This window comes from Amorphus suaedae, from assembly GCF_053629675.1.
In genome coordinates this window covers 847,598-865,235 of record NZ_JBRJIT010000001.1, presented here as the reverse complement: position 1 = coordinate 865,235, position 17,638 = coordinate 847,598, and the positions used below count along the sequence as shown (strand labels likewise).

General features: G+C 70.3%; 14 protein-coding genes. 6 read left to right on the top strand and 8 right to left on the bottom strand.

Annotated features, from left to right (window positions below; genetic code table 11):
• Positions 1–13 precede the first annotated feature (13 nt).
• From AB7M35_RS03830 to AB7M35_RS03795, 8 genes are all read right to left on the bottom strand, one after another.
• Positions 14–946, bottom strand: coding sequence for a diguanylate cyclase (locus AB7M35_RS03830; protein WP_453957409.1), 933 nt, complete (start codon positions 944–946; stop codon positions 14–16).
• A 275-nt stretch (positions 947–1,221) separates the two neighbouring features.
• Positions 1,222–1,656, bottom strand: coding sequence for a TM2 domain-containing protein (locus AB7M35_RS03825; protein WP_453957407.1), 435 nt, complete (start codon positions 1,654–1,656; stop codon positions 1,222–1,224).
• 90 nt (positions 1,657–1,746) lie between these two features.
• Positions 1,747–3,012: a flavin-dependent oxidoreductase gene (locus tag AB7M35_RS03820; RefSeq protein WP_453960601.1), complete on the bottom strand. Its 1,266-nt coding sequence runs from the start codon at positions 3,010–3,012 to the stop codon at positions 1,747–1,749.
• Between the two features lie 180 nt (positions 3,013–3,192).
• Complete coding sequence (locus AB7M35_RS03815) at positions 3,193–3,651, bottom strand: cupin domain-containing protein (protein WP_453957406.1); 459 nt, start codon at positions 3,649–3,651, stop codon at positions 3,193–3,195.
• A 76-nt stretch (positions 3,652–3,727) separates the two neighbouring features.
• Positions 3,728–4,903, bottom strand: coding sequence for an ABC transporter substrate-binding protein (locus AB7M35_RS03810; protein ID WP_453957404.1), 1,176 nt, complete (start codon positions 4,901–4,903; stop codon positions 3,728–3,730).
• A gap of 329 nt (positions 4,904–5,232) precedes the next feature.
• A complete protein-coding gene (locus tag AB7M35_RS03805) occupies positions 5,233–5,517 on the bottom strand; it encodes a helix-turn-helix domain-containing protein (RefSeq protein WP_453957402.1) in 285 nt (94 codons plus the stop codon).
• Between the two features lie 158 nt (positions 5,518–5,675).
• Complete coding sequence (locus AB7M35_RS03800) at positions 5,676–5,966, bottom strand: hypothetical protein (RefSeq protein ID WP_453957401.1); 291 nt, start codon at positions 5,964–5,966, stop codon at positions 5,676–5,678.
• Between the two features lie 109 nt (positions 5,967–6,075).
• Positions 6,076–6,561, bottom strand: coding sequence for a winged helix-turn-helix transcriptional regulator (locus AB7M35_RS03795; RefSeq protein WP_453960600.1), 486 nt, complete (start codon positions 6,559–6,561; stop codon positions 6,076–6,078).
• A gap of 133 nt (positions 6,562–6,694) precedes the next feature.
• Between AB7M35_RS03795 and AB7M35_RS03790 the strand changes: the two genes are divergently transcribed.
• The 6 genes from AB7M35_RS03790 to AB7M35_RS03765 all read left to right on the top strand — a co-directional run bounded on the left by AB7M35_RS03790 (position 6,695) and on the right by AB7M35_RS03765 (position 17,590).
• The gene (locus AB7M35_RS03790) at positions 6,695–7,582 is read left to right on the top strand and encodes an SDR family oxidoreductase (RefSeq protein WP_453957399.1); all 888 of its coding nucleotides are present in this window, start codon (positions 6,695–6,697) and stop codon (positions 7,580–7,582) included.
• Positions 7,583–7,753: 171 nt separating this feature from the next.
• Complete coding sequence (locus tag AB7M35_RS03785) at positions 7,754–8,368, top strand: HupE/UreJ family protein (protein ID WP_453957398.1); 615 nt, start codon at positions 7,754–7,756, stop codon at positions 8,366–8,368.
• Positions 8,369–8,372: 4 nt separating this feature from the next.
• Positions 8,373–9,152, top strand: coding sequence for a hypothetical protein (locus AB7M35_RS03780; RefSeq protein WP_453957397.1), 780 nt, complete (start codon positions 8,373–8,375; stop codon positions 9,150–9,152).
• Positions 9,153–9,154: 2 nt separating this feature from the next.
• Positions 9,155–9,784, top strand: coding sequence for a DUF1007 family protein (locus AB7M35_RS03775; protein WP_453957395.1), 630 nt, complete (start codon positions 9,155–9,157; stop codon positions 9,782–9,784).
• 87 nt (positions 9,785–9,871) lie between these two features.
• Positions 9,872–10,492: a hypothetical protein gene (locus AB7M35_RS03770; RefSeq protein WP_453957394.1), complete on the top strand. Its 621-nt coding sequence runs from the start codon at positions 9,872–9,874 to the stop codon at positions 10,490–10,492.
• Positions 10,493–10,723: 231 nt separating this feature from the next.
• A complete protein-coding gene (locus tag AB7M35_RS03765) occupies positions 10,724–17,590 on the top strand; it encodes an autotransporter outer membrane beta-barrel domain-containing protein (protein ID WP_453957392.1) in 6,867 nt (2,288 codons plus the stop codon).
• Positions 17,591–17,638 lie beyond the last annotated feature (48 nt).

Below are 17,638 nucleotides of genomic sequence, written 5' to 3'. Positions count from 1 at the left end.
GGCTCCCCCGCCGTCAGTGGCGGGTGTCCTGGCCGGCAAGCGCGATCTTGATGCGGTCGCGGCCGGCCGCCTTGGCGTCGTAGAGCGCCCGGTCGGCGCGGGCGAACGTGTCATCTAGGTCTTCCCCGTCTTCCGCGCGCGTCGTCAGCCCCGCCGAGAGGGAGAGCGTCATGCCATGCGCCCGGGCGACGTCGGTGCGGGCCAGCGCGAGGCGCATGCGCTCGACGGCGGCGGCCGCCTCCTCGACGGTGCATTGCAGGAAGATGATGCAGAACTCGTCGCCGCCGAGCCTGCCGACCAGATCGGTGGGCCGGGAGTAGGTGGTCAGGATCTCGCCGAGCCGTTTCAGCACCGCGTCGCCGACGGCATGGCCGCAGGTGTCGTTGATGGCCTTGAAGCAGTCGAGGTCGATGAGCGCCACCGTGGTGGGCGCCCACGCATTCGCCTCCTTGGTCAGGATCGCTTCGGCCTTGCCGAGCAGCCAGCGTCGGTTTCCGATGCCGACCAGCGCATCCATGTTGGACAGCGTCTCGAGCTCCGACTTGGTGGCGATGAACTGGCGGATCAGCGTGTTCACGCTGTGCATCAGCGAGGCCGCCTCGTCCTTGCCGGCGCGGGGAAGCTCGGTGAATTCCTCCGTCTGCCGGTAGCGCTCCAGCTCCGCGGTGACCGCGGCGATCGGCGCCAGCATGGCGCGCACGCAGAAGACCGTCGCCGTCGCCGCGACGACCGTTCCCCCCAGCATGATCAGGATGATGGGCACCTCGGTGGAGGCGGGCACGTTGAGGATCAGAAGGCTCAGGACGACGGTGGCCAGCAGCGGAATGTGCGTGCCGACGAAGCACAGAACCAGGATCTTCATGTAGTACGACCGGGGCCAGCGGAGCGCCGACAGGGCGGAATAGAGTCGCATCCGGCCATGCTGGGTCTGCGTCGACATCGCCATGGGGTACCCCTCCCGTTCTTATCGTTGGTGGCGGCCTGCCGCGGCGGTGATGTCGTGCGCCGGGGGCCGTGGTCGATATCTCTCCCTACGCAGGCTGAAATTGGATGGATCGCTTTCGCCTGCACCGCTGGTTGCGTCGATCAGATCGCACCGCCGGGGCGGGCGCAACCGGGATTGACCGCGCGCGGCCGGGCGCACCCGGCGAGCCGGACCGTTGGTGGGGCGTTGCCGTGGCGAAAACGGCTCCGGGAGGGGCGGACTGTTGCGACGGCGCGTCAGCCGCGGGGCGGCACGCTCGGAACGGAGCTGCGGGTGCTGTCCATGTAGCGGGCGCGATCGGATGCGCTCCACTTGCTCATGTCGACGGACGGGGCACGAACCTCGCCGCCGGCGACCAGGGCGTCCATGCCGAGGGTCCGGCGCAACTCGTCTTTCTGCTTCTGGATGATCGAGGGGATCAGGAACGCGTCGACCACCCACCAGATGCCGACGATCGCCCACAGCAGGAAGCCGATACCGAACGCGGCGGTGGCGACGCCGCCGATCGTCAGAAGCAGCATCGTGAACGCCGTGCCGAGCCGCCCGAGATAGAAGCGGTGACCGCCGATCCCGCCGAGAAAGAACCACAGCAGGTAGGCGGCACCGGCCGACTTGGCGTCGTTGGCGACGCGCTGTTCGATCAGGATCTGCTGCTCGGTCGAAAGTCCCATCTCGGCCCCGATCGTCGTTGGCGGTGTCGCTCCGACCGCTGCAATAGGCTGCGCAGCCCGGCGCCGCAACCGGTCGGGGCCGTGGGGGCGCTACCGGTTGGCGACGCGCAGCTCGGCCACCTTGTCCTTGTCGGTGGCGAAGCCCGCCTTGCCGGCATAGCCGCCGACGATCGCCTGGCGCTCGGCGCGGGTCATCACGTCGTCGATCCGATCGAACCCGCCCGGCGCCCGCTTCTCGGCCTCGTCGATGACCCGTTCCGGCCCGCCCTTGCGGTTGAGCCGCACGACCTCGGCCGTCTTCGGCAGGCGGTCCTTCTCGTAGGCGAAGAGGGCCTGGCAGGGGTGCTCGGCCACGGCCAGCGCATCGGCGAGCGCGCGGGCGTCGAGGATCGCCTGGGAGGCGCCGTTGGAGCCAACCGGATACATGGGATGGGCGGAATCGCCGAGCAGGGTCACGCGCCCGAAGGTCCACTGGGGCAGCGGGTCGCGATCCGCCATCGGGTATTCGTAGGCCTGCGGCGTGGCCTCGACCAGGCCGATGTGGTCGAAGTCCGGGATGCGGAAGCGCTTGGCGTAGGGCAGCACCAGCGCGCGCTGGGCCGGGCGCGACCAGCTCTCCTTCGGCGGCGGCGACCGGTCGCCGTCGGCCATCTTGATGTTGACCACCCAGTTCATCAGCTGGCGGCCGTCCTTCTCCGGATGGGCGATCGGATAGAGCACGAACTTGGCGCCCATGCCGCCGCCGATCGCCATGGTGCGGCCGTCGCCCCAGGGCGTCCACATGGCGGCGCCGCGCCACATCAGGACGCCGGTCCAGCTCGGCGGGCCCTCGTTGGGATAGAAGGTCCGGCGGCCGACCGAATGGATGCCGTCGGCGCAGACGAGGACGTCGCCGGTGACCGTCAGGCCGGGGCCGCCGGTGACCGCGTCGGCGAAGTGGGCGGTGACGCCCCCCTCCGACTGCATGAAGCCGGCGAGCTGCAGGCCGGTCTTCACCGCGCCCGGACCCATCCGGTCGACGACCGCGTCGTAGATCAGCTTCTGCAGGCGGCCGCGGTGGATGGAGAACTGGGGAACCGGATGGCCGGCATCGGTGCCGCGCGGCTCGCGCCAGACCTCCTGGCCGAGACGGTTGTAGTAGACGAGCTCGCGGGTGCGGACGCCGACCGCGTCGAGCGCGGGGAGCAGGCCGATCTCGGCCAGCTCGCGGATCGCGTGGGGGAGGGTGTTGATGCCGACGCCGACCTCGCGGACCTCCGGCGACTGCTCGTAGACCTCGACCGGGATGCCCCGGCGATGCAGCATCAGGGCGAGCGTCAGCCCGCCGATGCCGGCTCCGACGACGATGACTTTCATGAACCCCTCCTCCTGAGCCGCTGCGGCGTGGCCCGGCACGGTGCGGGCCATGGGGCAGGCTCCCCAAATGCAGTCCAGATCCGCTTCAGGCCGCGCGGCGGATGGGCCGTGCGGCGGTGTCCCTGGCACCGGTGCGGCCGGGGCCCGGCCCCGACCGCAGGCCCGACGGGACGCGCCGGTCTATTCGGCGTCCGGCGGCGGCAGGAAGTCCACCTCGTGCTTGGCCGAGACGGCGACCACCTCCGCGGGATCCGCATCGGGCCCGAGATTGTGGAGCGCCCAGAACAGATCGTAAAGACGGGCGGTGGGCGACACCCAGAACAGGCACTTGAACTCGGCGTCGGTCTTGTTGAACAGGCCGTGCGGGACGCCGCGCGGCAGCTTCAGCGTGTCGCCCGGCTCGGCGACGCCCTCCTTGCCGTCCAGCACGTAGTCCAGCCGGCCGGAGAGCATGTAGATGAACTCTTCCTGGGTCGGGTGGATGTGCGGCGGCACGAAGGTGCCGACCGGGAACGTCGCGTGCCAGGAAAAGGAGCTCTCGCAGTTGTGCTTGGGCACGTAGATCTGGCCGAGAATGTTCCAGCGGATGTTGTCGATGCCGTCGCCGGCCTTGGTCAGGCCCCCCGTCAGGGTCGTCATGGCTTGCCTCGCGAAATGTCGGGATCCGTGCTGAACCCGGCCGGCGCGACGGCCGGCCGGGTCCGGTGTCCGCAGGCTACATCTTGCACTGGGACGCGTAGTTGTCGACGTAGTCGTCGAAGATCTTCTCGACGATCTCGGTCTGGTACTTGCCGTCGTCGCGCTTGGCGACCTTGACGAGGTAGAAGTCCTGGATCGGGAAGTGGTTGTGTCCGAGCTTGAAGTCGCCGCGCAGCGACTGGAAGTCGGCCTTCTCGAGCGCCGCGACGAGGCCCTCCTTGTCGGAAAGGTCGCCGTTCACGGCCTTCACGGCGGAGTTGATCATCTGGGCCGCGTCATAGGCCTGCATGGCGTAGGTGCCCGGCACGTAGCCGTACTTCGCCTCGAAGGCCTTCACGAATGCCTTCGACTGGGGAAGATCCGTGTTGGGGGCCCAGTTCGCGCCGCCGAAGAAGCCGATCGCGGCATCCTGCTGGGCGGGAAGGGTGGTCTCGTCGACGGTGAAGGCGGAGAGGAACGGGATGTCCTCCAGGCCCGCCTGGCGGTACTGCTTGACCAGGTTCACGCCCATGCCGCCCGGCATGAAGGTGTAGACCGCGTCGGGCTTGGCGGCCGCGATGCGGGCGAGCTCGGCGGAGAAATCGAGCTGGCCGAGCGGGGTGTAGACCTCGTCCACGACCTCGCCGGTGTAGGAGTGCTTGAAGCCGGCCAGCCCGTCCTTGCCGGCCTGGTAGTTCGGGGCCATCAGGAAGACCTTCTTGTAGCCCTTGTCCTCGGCGTACTTGCCCAGCACCTCGTGCATCTGGTCGTTCTGGTAGGACGACACGAACAGGTACTCGTTGCAGCCCGGACCGGCGAGCACGGAGGTGCCGGCGTTCGGGCTGATGAGGATGACCTTCTCGTCGGTGATCGGCTTGGTGATCGCCATCAGGATGTTGGAGAAGATCGGGCCGACGACGAAGTCGGCGCCGTCGCGCTCGACGAGTTCCTTCGCCTTGTTGACGGCGGAGTCGGGCTTCAGCTCGTCGTCGACGACGATGACGTCGGTGTCGAGGCCGCCGAGCTTGCCGCCCATGTCCTCGACGGCGAGCTGGAAGCCGTCGCGCGCCTGCTGGCCGATGACGGCGGCCGGGCCGGAAAGGGTCAGCATCAGCCCGACGGTGAGCTTGTCGTCGGAGGACTGGGCAAACGCCGTGCCCGCTAGGGTCGCGGCCATTGCGAGGCCAAGAACTGTGGTCCGGATGGATGGCATGGAACGGGTCTCCGCGGGTGGGTGCTGTTTCGGTCTGGAATGGCGCCGGCCCGATGGTGCAGGGGGCTTGCGCGCCGGGGCGGCGGTGTCGTTGGCGACGGACGATCGCGCATCCGGCGTTCTCCCGGGCCGGCGCACGCTCTCCGGCTGGGGCCCAGCGGTTCCGGCGACGAGGCGTCGCGGAGGTGCGGGGCCGGCAGCGAAATTATTTTATGCCTAAACTATCTCCGTCGACAACTGGCTCTGATCAATCGGACGACACGGCGCGCATTTGGGCAAGGCCGGAGCGCGGGGCGTGGCCGTGCGGCGACGGCGGGCGGGGCGCGTCGTCAGCCGTCGTTGGAGGCGTTGAGATCCTCCGGCCGGATGCCCTCGCAGGCCGGCAGCGGCGCGTCGGCGGCGCGCACGCCCGGGCCGCCGCTGTCGTCGGCGTCGAGGAACACCACGCCCTCGGCCTCGAAGGCCATCCTGAGCCGGTCCGCCGTGTCCGGATCGGCGTCGACGCCCTGTTCGAGCCGCTCGATCTCGCCCGCCTGGAGGCCGATGCGGCCGGCAAGTTCCTCTGGGGCCCAGCCGAGCGCGGCGCGCGCCATCCGGATCTGTACGGGTTTCATGCGGTCGTCACCTGTTCTGGAGGGCGTGCGGGCCGGTTTCCCTGAGGAGGGGACGTCGACTGCGCCCGGCCGGGAGCCTGCCGGCCGACGGAGCGGACCGTCGGTCGCGGGCAGGCGCGTCGGGGAGCCGGGGATCCTTCATCGCCGCGCCATCAGCCTCACCGTCGCCACGCGTCGGACGGGGTGACCGCGTCGACGTGAAGGTGGCCGATCCGGAGAGTGTGGATCCGTGCGTCGCCGATCTCGGCGCGGCGGACCGAAAGCCGGCCGATGGCGAAGGCGCCGACGGCGATGGCCCCGATGGCGAGGCTGCCCAGCGCCAGCGCGCCGATGGCGCCGGCCCCGACGGCGGCGGATTTCGCGGCGACGCGCCGGTGCTTGCCGACGGGGCCGCCGCGCACGGTCGCGGGCAGCGTGGATCGCGTCTCGCCCGCCTTCGATTTGCCCATGCCGCGCGCTCCACATCATCCCGTCGGATCAACGCTCACGGTAGTGCCGCCCCGGCGCGCGGGCAAGCCGGGTCGAACGGCGCCGGTTAAGGCGTCTGTTGCGGGTGGATCAGGCGTCGGCGGCGGCGTCGAAGCGGAGGCGGGCGGTCCGCACGTCGTCGTGGTGGTGGTTCGCCCAGTCGACGAGGGCGACCAGGGGAGTGAAGACGGACTGGCCCAGCGGCGACAGCCGGTATTCCACGCTCGGGGGCTTCGTCGGGAAGACGTGGCGTGTGACCAGGCCGTCGCGCTCCAGGGTGCGCAGGGTCTGGGTCAGCATGCGCTTGGAGATGTCGGGGACGGCCCTGCGGATCGCCGAGAAGCGGAGCGGCTCCTCCGCCAGCACCAGCAGGATCAGCGACGTCCACTTGTCTCCGATGTGGTCGAGCACGTCCCGCACCGGGCAGGTGGAGGCGTCGAACCCGTACGTTCGCCACTCGGCGAGGCGGGACGGGCGGCGCGGAACGTCGGACTGAGGCCGGGCGTCGGATGGCCCGGCTGCCGCAGCGGGGGCGCTGGCGTTGCGGGCGGGCCGCGCGGCGGCGCGCGTGGACACGGTCAATGCAGGTTCCCTCGACGTAACCATGGCACGAAATGATGCCTCCTTCCGGACGATGAGGGAGGTCTCTATTTGAGACCTTGACCCGGATCAAGTCCTGATCCGGCACGGTTCCGAATGGAGTTTCAAGATGTCGACATCCAACCGCACGATCCTGGTCACCGGCGCGAGCGGCGCGCTCGGGCGCCTGGTGGTCCAGCGCCTGCTCGCCCTCGATCCCGGCCGGCCGGTGGTGGCGGCGGCGCGCCGGCCCGAGGCCGTCGACGACCTCGTGCGCCTCGGCGCGGAGGCGCTCCTTGCCGACTACGAGCGGCCCGACACGCTGGCGCGCGCCTTCGAGGGCGTCCACACGGCGCTGCTGGTCTCGTCGAGCGAGATCGGCAAGCGGGTCGCCCAGCATCGCAACGTGATCGAGGCGGCGCGGGCCGCCGGCGTGTCGCTCATCGCCTACACCAGCCTGCTGCGCGCCGACACGTCGCCGCTTGCACTGGGACGGGAGCACAGCGAGACGGAAGCGCTGCTGCGCGCCTCGGGCGTGCCGTTCGTGCTGCTGCGCAACGGGTGGTACACGGAGAATTACCTGGCGTCGGTGCCGGCGGCGCTGCAGCACGGTGCCCTGTTCGGCGCGGCGGGCGAGGGGCGGATCGCCTCGGCGGCGCGCGCGGACTACGCCGATGCCGCGGCCGCCGTGCTCGCCGCCGAGGCCGACCAGGCGGGCCGGACCTACGAGCTTGCCGGTGACACCGCCTACACGCTGACCGAGCTCGCCGCCGAGATCTCCCGGCAGACGGGGCGGGAGATTCCCTACCGCAACCTCACCCCGGAGGCGTACGAGCAGGCGCTGCTCGGGGCCGGCCTTCCCGCTCCGGTCGCCTCCCTGCTCGCCGATTCCGACGCGGGCGCCGCCGCCGGCGGCCTCTATGACGACAGCGGCGACCTCCGGGGCCTCATCGGGCGGCCGACGACCTCCATGGCGGAGATGGTGGCGGCCGCGGTGAAGACGGCGGACGCCGCCTGACGCGACCCTGTCGGCCGGCGATCACGCCGGCCGGCGAGGGGCAGGGTGACACGCGCGGGTGCCACAGGAAGGCCTCAATAGGTGTAACGTTATTACACCGCCGAGAGGGCGCACGGCGGTCGTCGCCGCCCCCGGTCGGCGCGGTTTCGTGCAACTTCCCAGAGCGTTCCCATGACCCCACGCGCCGTCCTGTCGCTGATGCTGCGATGCGCCGCCCTTGCCGCCGTGATGTGCGTCGTCCCGCGCGCCGCCCACGCCCACATCATCCAGGGTGCGGCCGGCGGGTTCGGCAGCGGCTTCAAGCACCCGCTGTCGGGACCGGATCATTTCCTGGCGATGTTCGCGGTCGGCCTGTGGGGCGCCCAGATGGGCGGCCGGTCGATCTGGACGCTGCCGGTGGCGTTTCCGCTGATCATGGTGGTCGGCGGCATCGTCGGCATCGCAGGCATCCAGATCCCCGGGGTGGAGATCGGTATCGCGCTGTCGATCCTGGCGCTGGGGCTGGCGATCGCCGTCGACTGGCGGCCGGCCGAATGGATCGCGCTGGGCTTGATCGCCATCTTTGCCATCTGCCATGGCCACGCTCACGGCGCGGAGCTGCCCTACGCCGCCGATCCCGCCGACTACGCGATCGGCTTCGTCGTCGCCACCGGCTTCATCCACCTGGTGGGCATCGGTGTGGGCCTCGCGCTGCACAAGCCGTTCGACGGCAGGCTCTCGCGGGCGCTCGGCGGGGTCATCGCCCTCGGCGGCGTCTACTTCCTGGTCGCGGCGCTCGCGGCCTGAGGCGATGCGCGCGCTCCGCCTGGCCGGACCCGTCCTGATCCTTGCCGGGGCAATGGCTCTGGCCGTCGGGGTGGCGATGGCGCCGCCCGGCGACACGCTGATGACGCGGTGGCTGCTGACGCGCCTGCTCGCGCCGGAGCGGCTGCTGCCGCTGGTCGGGCTGGCGATCGCGATCGCCATGGCCGGGCCCCGGACGTTCGGCCTCGGGCTTGCGGCGTTCGCGCTCGGCGCCGTCGCAGGCTTCGAGGCGAGGGGCCCGATCCTGGCGGTGCTCGCCGGCCTTCCCCAGGCGGTCGCCCAGGACTTCATGACCGGCCCGATCCTCTGCCTGCTGGCCGGCCTGGCGCTGGTGGCCGGCGGGCGGCTGCGGCCGGTGGTGACGCCGGTCGCGGCCCTCCTCGGCGGCGTCGCGGCGGCGATCGCGGTGAAGGTCACCGACCCGAGCTTCCACGATCCGTCGTTCCCCATGGTCGGGACGGCGGTGGTCGGCTGGCTGGTGCTTTCGGTCAGCCTGACGGTGCTGGCGTTCCGCCGGACGTGGTTCGCCATCGGGGCGCCGATCCTCGGGAGCTGGCTGCTGGCGATCGGGCTTCTCTACGGCGGCGCGTCGTTCGCCCAGAAGCCGCCGTGGGTGGCGGCCCCCGTCCAGACGCCGCCTGCGCAGCCCCCGTCAGCGGCGGCGCGCGACGCGCCGCTGTTTCCCGAGACCGGCGACCGCACCCGCGACATCCTCAACTGGGGTCTCGACGCGCCAGGCGGCCCGCAACCCGCAGGGAGGCCCTGATCATGAGGGACACTCACCCCGGCCATCCGCGCACCCGGCGCGCGCGCCTCGTGGCCACCGCCCTTGTCGCCGGTGCGGCAATGGTCGGTGTCGGTCCGGCCGCCGCCCATCCCGACATCCAGATGAGCTACCGCATCCTGTTCGACGTGCACGACGGGATGCTCGACACCATCGGCGAATCCTGGACGTTCGACGGGACGTTCAGCCAGGAACTCTTGACCGATTTCGACCGCGACGGCGACGGACAGTTCAGCGCCGAGGAGAGCGCCGCGGTGGAGCAGGAAGTGCTGCCGAACCTCGAGGGAGTGCGCTACTTCACCTATGTCGACGTCGACGGGACGGACATCGGCGCGCTGACGCCGAGCGCCTTTCAGGCGGCCGCCCGCAACGGCATCGTGACCTTCGCGCTGGCGCTGGCGCTGCCGCAGCCCCTCGATCCGGCGCGCAAGACCCTGACGCTGGAGATCGAGGATCCCGATTTCAGCGTCTACGCCCAGCCGGTCGCGGGCGAGGCGGCCAGCGTGCGCTCCGACGGCTCGACATCGTGCGAGGCGAAGCTAGGCTCCGGCCGGAGCGAGGCCTCGGCGGACCCGACGCTGATCCAGACCACCATCACCATCTCCTGCCGCTAGGCCCGCGCAAGATCCGGCAGCGCAGGTGATACCACCCGACGGGAAAAGCCTCTAAAGCTGTCGCCAGGGGACGGCACGGGAGAGGGCATGGCGGTGGGTCGGGAACAGCGGTCTGTCAGGGCGACGATCGTCAGGCTCGTGCCGTTCGTGGCGCTGTTCGGCAATCTGGCGTCGGTCTTCGCGATGGCGATCGCCTTCTATGCCATCGTCAATCCCGGCGCGGTCTCCGACTATCTCGACGACATCGCGGAAAGCTCCGAGAAGTCGCCGCGCGGCGGGGCGCATGGGCGCGACCTTCTGCCGGGCGGCTCCGCCGTCGACCCCGCGGCGGGCGCGGTCGGACCCGCCTACTGGCTGGAGACCGAACGCATCGAGCGGACAGGGACGACATACGCGATCGATCTCAAGAACCGCTCGGCCGATGCCTTCGACGAGGTCCGCGTCTGGCTCGTCGGCGCCCAGGGCGCGCCCATCTGGACGTCCCGGGAGATCGTCCTGCCGCCCCACGAAGGCGTCAGCCTGCGGGCCGGTCCCGTGGCCGGCGACGCGGATGCCGCGGTTTACTGCGTGACCGGCTACAGCCGGGCGGCGAGAGAGACCTTCCACGAGGCGCGCGGGCTCTATCCCCCCGACGGCGACCGGGTCGGCCTGCAGGTCAGGTCGTGGGAGCTCGCCCGCGAGCCGCTGGATCCCTGCATCCCGCGTTGAGCAAGATGGTCCGCGCGGGGGCTTGCCGGCTGTCGGCGTGCCGGTCCCAGGCTGCGGCGAAGCCTCCTCGACTTCTCTCCGAGCGACGACCAGAGGCGGGGGGCTTGCCCGACGCTTGCAATCGGGGCGCGAAACGGTTGCCTGCCCTGTGGCGACGACTTAATCAGGAAGACTGGGGAGTTGGTTTGAGTCTCGCATCGACGCGGGCTGCCGGCATTCTGGGGGGACGGCATGCGAGACACGGGGACATCTGCCGAGGCGCAGGATACGGACGTCGGCAGCAGCCGCGATGCCCCTTCCGCCGCGGCTCCCGCCAGCGCCCCCAAAGCCCGCAGCCACCGCACGCGGATCCGGCGCGTCGCGTCGTCGCTCTTGTTCCAGTCGACCGCGCTCGCCGGCACCTTCGCCGGCATGCCCATCCCGGTCTATTCGCGCGCCTACGCGCAGGCGACGTGCAGCCCGTCGTCGACCGACAGTTTCAAGTTTCCCAAGTATGCCTCCGGCCCCCCCGGCATCCCGACGACGACGTTCGACTGCACCATCTCGTCCAGTTCGACGGTCACCACCCCGCAATACGCCTACGGCGGCGCACTGACCTGGTACTCCAATCCGCAGAACTACAAGCAGCAGTATCCATTCCCGCCCACCAGCGGCGTGCCCGGCCTCAATATCAAGGTCACCAACACGGCGGCGATCGACGTGAATGAGGCGGCCAGGGTGTCGCCGATGATCTCGTTCACCGGCTCCTATCTCTACGGAACCAACTATTACCACGCGATTCTGACGCACGACGAGGCCATCCGCGTGATCTCGGTCGGCGGCAACTCGAATTTCGGCCAGGGCGGCAAGAGCGACGACCGGTCGAAATATCCCGGCGGCGTAGGCGGCACCGTCACGATCGTCAACAACGGAGCGATCACCGGTGCTCCCGGCAGCGGGATCTATGCCGTCAGCGCCGGCGGCAGCGCCTATGTCGGCGCCGACGGCGGCGACGGCGGTGCGGTCAGCGTCTCGACCACAAAGAACATCTCGGCCGACGGCTTCGCCATCGTCGCCATCAGCCGCGGCGGCGCCTCGTGGGCGGAGACGGGCGGCAGCGGCGGGACCACGACCGTCACCGTCTCCGGCGACGTCTCGTCGATCGCCTCCACGAGTGCCGGCGGCGGCATCCTCGCCGCCTCCTACGGCGGCAACAGCCCGAACAACGCCGTGTTCACTGGCTCGACCGGAGGAAAGGGGGGGCAGGCTGGCGCCGTCACCCTGACGCTCGGATCGTCATCGACCCCGTTCGCCGGCTCCGTCACCACCACCGTGCCGGGCAAAGTGGGCAAGGAGTGGGGCTTCCTCACCCGCAACAGCGGAGCAGCACTTGCCGCCATCAGCTACGGCGGCCAGGGCACGGTGACCAACAACGGGTCCGGTGCGGGCTTCGACGGGGGCGACGGCAATACCGCGACGCTCAAGGTCTACGGGACGTCCGCCACGCTCCTGAAAACGGGCGGCGATTATTCAGTCGGCGTCCTGGCGGCCAGCTACGGCGGCACCAGCCTCGATGCGTATGACGCCTCCAGGTCCGGCGGCGGGGCAAGTACGGCCACCGTCTCGCTGTCCGGCGGCGGAGCGATCCAGACGGCCGGCAACCACTCCAGCGGCATCGTCGCCGTCTCTCTCGGCGGTCTCGGCAATCTCTCCTCGACGGCCACCTCGAACGGTTCCGGCAAGGGCGGCGTCGCCGGCGACGTGAAGGTCACCAACGACTTCGCCATCACCACCAAGGGCAACCATTCGCATGGCATCGCCGCCGTTTCGGCCGGCGCCGGTGGCGGTATCTTCATCTGGTCGAAGGACTCTTCCTTCCAATGGGGCGACGGCAATCCGGCGTCGAACACCTCAAGCACGGTGACCGTCACCAACACCGGCGCCATCAAGACCTACGGTGTCGATTCCCACGGCATCATCGCTCAGTCGATCGGCGGCGGCGGCGGCGCGCTGACCTCCTATTCGAACGTCTCGACCGACAGCTACGGCGCCGTTACCACCTCTTCCCCGACCCAGACCATCGGCGGCCCGTCCGGCAGCTCGAACGCCTACGGCGTCACCGTGATCAACCACGGCTCGATCACCACCTACGGCGGCTACGCCTCCGGCGCGGCGGCGAAGAGCGCCGACGGCACCAATGTCGACGCGGGCGGCGGCATCGCGATCCTCGCCCAGTCGATCGGCGGAGGTGGCGGCGACAACACCGGCCACGGTGCCATCGGCGGCATCGGCGGCAGCGGAAAGTCCGGCGGCAGCGGCTCCAATGGCGGCACGACTTACGTCCGCAACTACGCCGCGCTAACCACCTACGGCTCCGAGGCGCACGGCATCGTCGCCCAGTCCATCGGCGGCGGCGGCGGCACCGGCCGCAACCGCAAGGGCCTCTTCGTCGCGGTCGGCGGGACCGGCGGCAGCGGCGGCGACGGCAACACCGTCTATGTCCTCGACGAGGGCGCGATCACCCTGACCGGCGACTACGCCACCGGCATCGTCGCCCAGTCCATCGGCGGCGGCGGCGGCGCCGGCGGCAAGGCGACCGCCTGGGGCGTCGGCTTCTCCGATGCGATCGGCGGGTACGCCGGCGATGGCGGCTCGGGAGGCGAGGCGAAGGTCGTCACGTCTTCGGCAGGCTCCATCACCACCTCCGGAACCAACGGCGTCGGAATTCTCGTCCAGTCGATCGGCGGCGGCGGCGGCAGCGGCGGAGCCGCCAAGTCCTCGTCGGCGGGCAAAACCTTCGACATCTCCATCGCGAGCGGCGGCGGTGGTGGCGATGGCGGCGGCGGCGGCACGGCCTACGTGAAGCACAGCGGTTCGATCGCGACCAGCGGCTACGATTCGGCGGCCATCATCGTGCAGTCGATCGGTGGCGGCGGCGGTCAGGGCGGCGTCTCCACCGCCCATTCGCTCGCCGCCGGCCTGCCGTTCGACGAAAAGGGCGACAGCTTCGCCATGTCCGTCTCGATCTCCCACGGCGGCAACGGTGGCGGGGGCGGCGATGGCGGCGAGGCCAAGGCGATCATCGAGAAAGGGGCGTCGGCCACCACCAAGAATGACGGGTCGATCGGCGTCCACGTGCAGTCAGTCGGTGGCGGTGGCGGCGCCGGTGGCGACTCCACGGCGGCGGCGGCGACCGCCACGCTGCAGAGCGTGATCGACAAGGCGACCGCTGGCCAGGGCGAAGGCGCCAAGGGCGACTCCGTCACCACCACGCTCAAATTCTCCATCGGCGGCGGCGGCGGCACGCCCGGTGACGGCGGCACGGCATACGCCCACACCTACGGTGCGATCGCGACCTCCGGCGCCTTCTCCGACGGCATGCTGGTGCAGTCGATCGGCGGCGGCGGCGGCGCCGGCGGAACCGGCGAGACCGACAGCGTCTCGACCTTTGGCGATTCCACCGTCACGCTCGGCCTGTCGATCGGCGGCACGGCCGGCGGCGGCGGCGACGGCGGAACGGCGTCCGGCGGGATCGCCGACACCGGCTCCATCACCACCGGCGGCTCCACCTCGCCGGCCCTCGTCGTCCACTCGATCGGCGGCGGCGGCGGCGAAGGCGGCGGCGGTTCCGGCGACAACGACGCCGACAACTCGCTGACCGTGGGCATCGGCGCCACTGGCGGCAAGGGCGGCGACGGCGGCAGCGTCTACGCCTGGAACAACGGCACCATTACCACGACCGGCGATTCCTCGTCCGGCATCGTCGCCCAGTCGGTCGGCGGCGGCGGCGGCCAGGGCGGTTCCGGCACCAGTTCGATCGGCCATGCGTTCGAGTTCAAGAAGGAAACCGAAAAGTCCTTCAAGGACTGGGTGAAGCTGAATCCCGGCTTCGACGTGACCACGACGCTCACCGCCAACACGGGCGCATCGGGTGGCGCGGGCGGCGACGGCGGTCAGGTGGTCGTGGGCAATGCCAAGCTCGGCAACACGAACGTCTCCAAAGGGACGACGACCACGTCAGGCTCCTTCTCCGCCGGCGTGCTGGCTCAGTCGATCGGCGGCGGCGGTGGTGCCGTCTCGGTCTCCTCCAGCGTCAACGATGCCGACCTGGACCTCCCCGATGCCGATGTCGATCTCGACATCGCGACGATCTCCTTCGGCGCAAGCGGCGGCAGCTTCGGCCAGGGCGGCACGGTCATCGTCTATGCCGCCAACACCTACACGTCGGGTTTCTCCGCGCCTGGCGTGATCGCCCAGTCGATCGGGGGCGGCGGCGGCGTCGGCATCGTCACCGGCTACGCCATGGACAAGGTCAACGTGAAGCTGGGCGCCACGTCGGGAGCATCTGGCGACGCCTCGGCCGTGACCGTCAACACCCTGGCCGGCACCACGATCAAGACCACCGGCGACAATTCGAATGGTGTGATTGCCCAGTCGATCGGCGGCGGTGGCGGCATCGCCGGCATCGCGCTCGGCACCTACTATGCGGTCAACGACGACACCATCGCCGACGTCATCAGCGTGACGTTCGGCGGGGGCAGCGGCAACGGCGCCTCCCATGGCGAAGCGGTCACCGTCGATCATGCGGGATCGCTGACGACCGGCGGAATCCGGGCGGTCGGCATCGTCGCCCAGTCCATCAGCGGCGGCGGCGGTTTCGTCGCGGCCTCGGCCACCAGCTTCGACGCGGTCAGGTTCGTTCAGAACCAGGCGCCAAACAGCGCCAAGAGCGCCAGCGTGACCGTGGAAGCGGGCGCCACCATTGTAACCAGTGGCGACGGCGCCGTGGGCATCCTTGCGCAGACCGTCTCCGGCGGCGGCGGCGTCGCGGCCGACCTCACCTTGGCGCTCACGCCGATCTACGGCTACTACAACTCCAACCGCGAGACCCGCGGGACGAAATACTACTACAGCAACGGCACCGGCGTGGCGGAGAGCACGGGCACCGTCACCGTGAGCGTCGACGGATCCATCGCGACATCGGGCAAATACGCCCACGGCATCATCGCCCAGGCGGTCGCCGGATCTGGCGGCATCTTCACCCGCGACGGCAAGACCTACGCGGGTTCGCTCGGACGCTTCAACAATCCGCAGGACGACCAGGCCCTCGGGAACATCCAGACCGGCTCGGTGTCGGTCACCGTCAACGGCAGCGTCACGGTCAGCGATCCGACCGCCTGGGCGATCTGGGGCCAGGCGACGGGTACCGCGCTGACCGTTACCGTCGGCTCCGGCGGCGTGGTCACCGGCTCTCAGGCGGCCGGGTCGGGAGGCGTCTACGCGGGCGGCGCGATCTTCGCCTCCGGCGCGATCTCGACGTCGGTGAAACTCGACAACTCGGGCACGGTCACCGGCAACGTGGTGCGCTACAAGTTCGCCGACGCCTCCGAGCAACTCGACCCCGACACGGTCGCCAGCGTGACCCAGGGCCAGACCGCCGACTTCGCCGGCCAGGCGTTGTTCGTCAACCAGGGCACCGGAACGTTTGCGACCGGCGCGATCGCCGATCTCGACGCGGTGCTGAACGCCGGCACCATCAGTCTCGGCGGCTCCAACCGGACGATGACGACGACGGTCACCGGCGATCTCATCGGCATCGGCACGACCGACACCGGCAGCGCCTTCGATGTCGACGACGCCGGCATGGCGCGGACCTTCACGCCGGTCAGCTATTTCGACGGGACCGACCGGAAGGACTGGCGGACGGCCACCTCCAGTCGCGGCGGCCTGATCGACGGCCTCAACGTGGACATGGAGAAGCGCACCGGCGACCAGCTCGTCGTGCGCGGCGACTTCGCCGGCACCTGGGGCACCATCCTCAACCCCTACGCCATGCTGCCCAACGTCCGCACCGACTTCGTCCGCGTCGAGGGCACCGACCTCAGCGACCTGTCGGTGCTTCCCACGCTGGTCTACCGGTTCACCGACGTGACCACGTCCGACACCGGCTGGAAGGGCTTCCAGGTAAAGAGCGCCACCTTCGAGGGCACCGGCGTCGCCATGGGAAGCAACGCGGCGGAGGTCTCGCGCGGGCTGCAGAGCGCCTGGAACAACCTCGCCGACGGCAGCGCCTCGACGGTCGCGACCGGCGACGGCGGCCCGTCCATCGCCCAGGCGTTCGCGGCCTTCCATGCGGCCACGCCGTCGACCTTCGAGCAGATGCTGATCGTGGCGGCCTCCCAGACGACGGCGGCGGCCCCGGCCGGCGCCCCCCAGAGCGCCATGGCGGCGGCCAGCAGCGTGATGTCGTGCCCCGCCTTCACCACCGGCGCGACGATCCAGGAGGGCGAATGCGTCTGGGGCCGCTTCCTGGGAAGCCGCGCCGAGCAGGACCCGACCGTCGACACCTCCGGCTTCTCCCAGCAGACCACGGGCTTTGCCGCCGGCGGCCAGAAGGCGCTGGGCGACGGCTGGTTCCTCGGCGGCAGCCTGACCTACGAGGATTCCTGGCTGCGCAACGACGCCGGCACCGAGAAGGTGGAGGCCAACTCGTTCACCGCCGCCGCGGCGCTGAAGAAGGAGGTGGGCTCCTGGCTGTTCGCGCTGGCCGGCGGCGCCGGCTACACGTGGGGCGATTCCTCGCGCTACCTGGCGCTCGGCACGCTGTCGACGGTGGCCGAGGCCGAGCCGTCCTCAGCGTTCGCCTTCGGTCGGGCGCGCGCGTCCTACGAATTCGCATTCGACGAGCGCTTCTACATGCGGCCGATGGTCGATCTCGACGTGATCACGGTGCACCAGAAGGGCTACACCGAGACCGGCGCCGGCGCCCTCAACCTGATCGTCGACGACGCCACCAAGACGGTGTTCGCGGTCACGCCGGGGGTGGAGTTCGGTCGCCGCCTCGACATGTCCGCCGACCTGCCGGCGCGGCTGTTCGCGGGGCTGGGCGTGTCGTTCCTGTCCGACGACCAGTGGGAATCGAAGGCCCGCTTCGCCGGCATCACCGCCATGGACCAGTTCACCACCGTCATGCCGATCAACGACACGGTGGGCCGGGTCACCGCCGGCATCGACATGCAGAAGGTGCACGGCATGCAGCTCAAGCTGCAGTATGACGGCGCCTTCGCCGACGGCTACCAGTCCCACGGCGGATCGCTGAGGTTCGGCTACCGGTTCTGAGGCGCGGCGGCGCGCTCCGGGGGGCTCGTCGCCCCGCGTCTTCCGTGC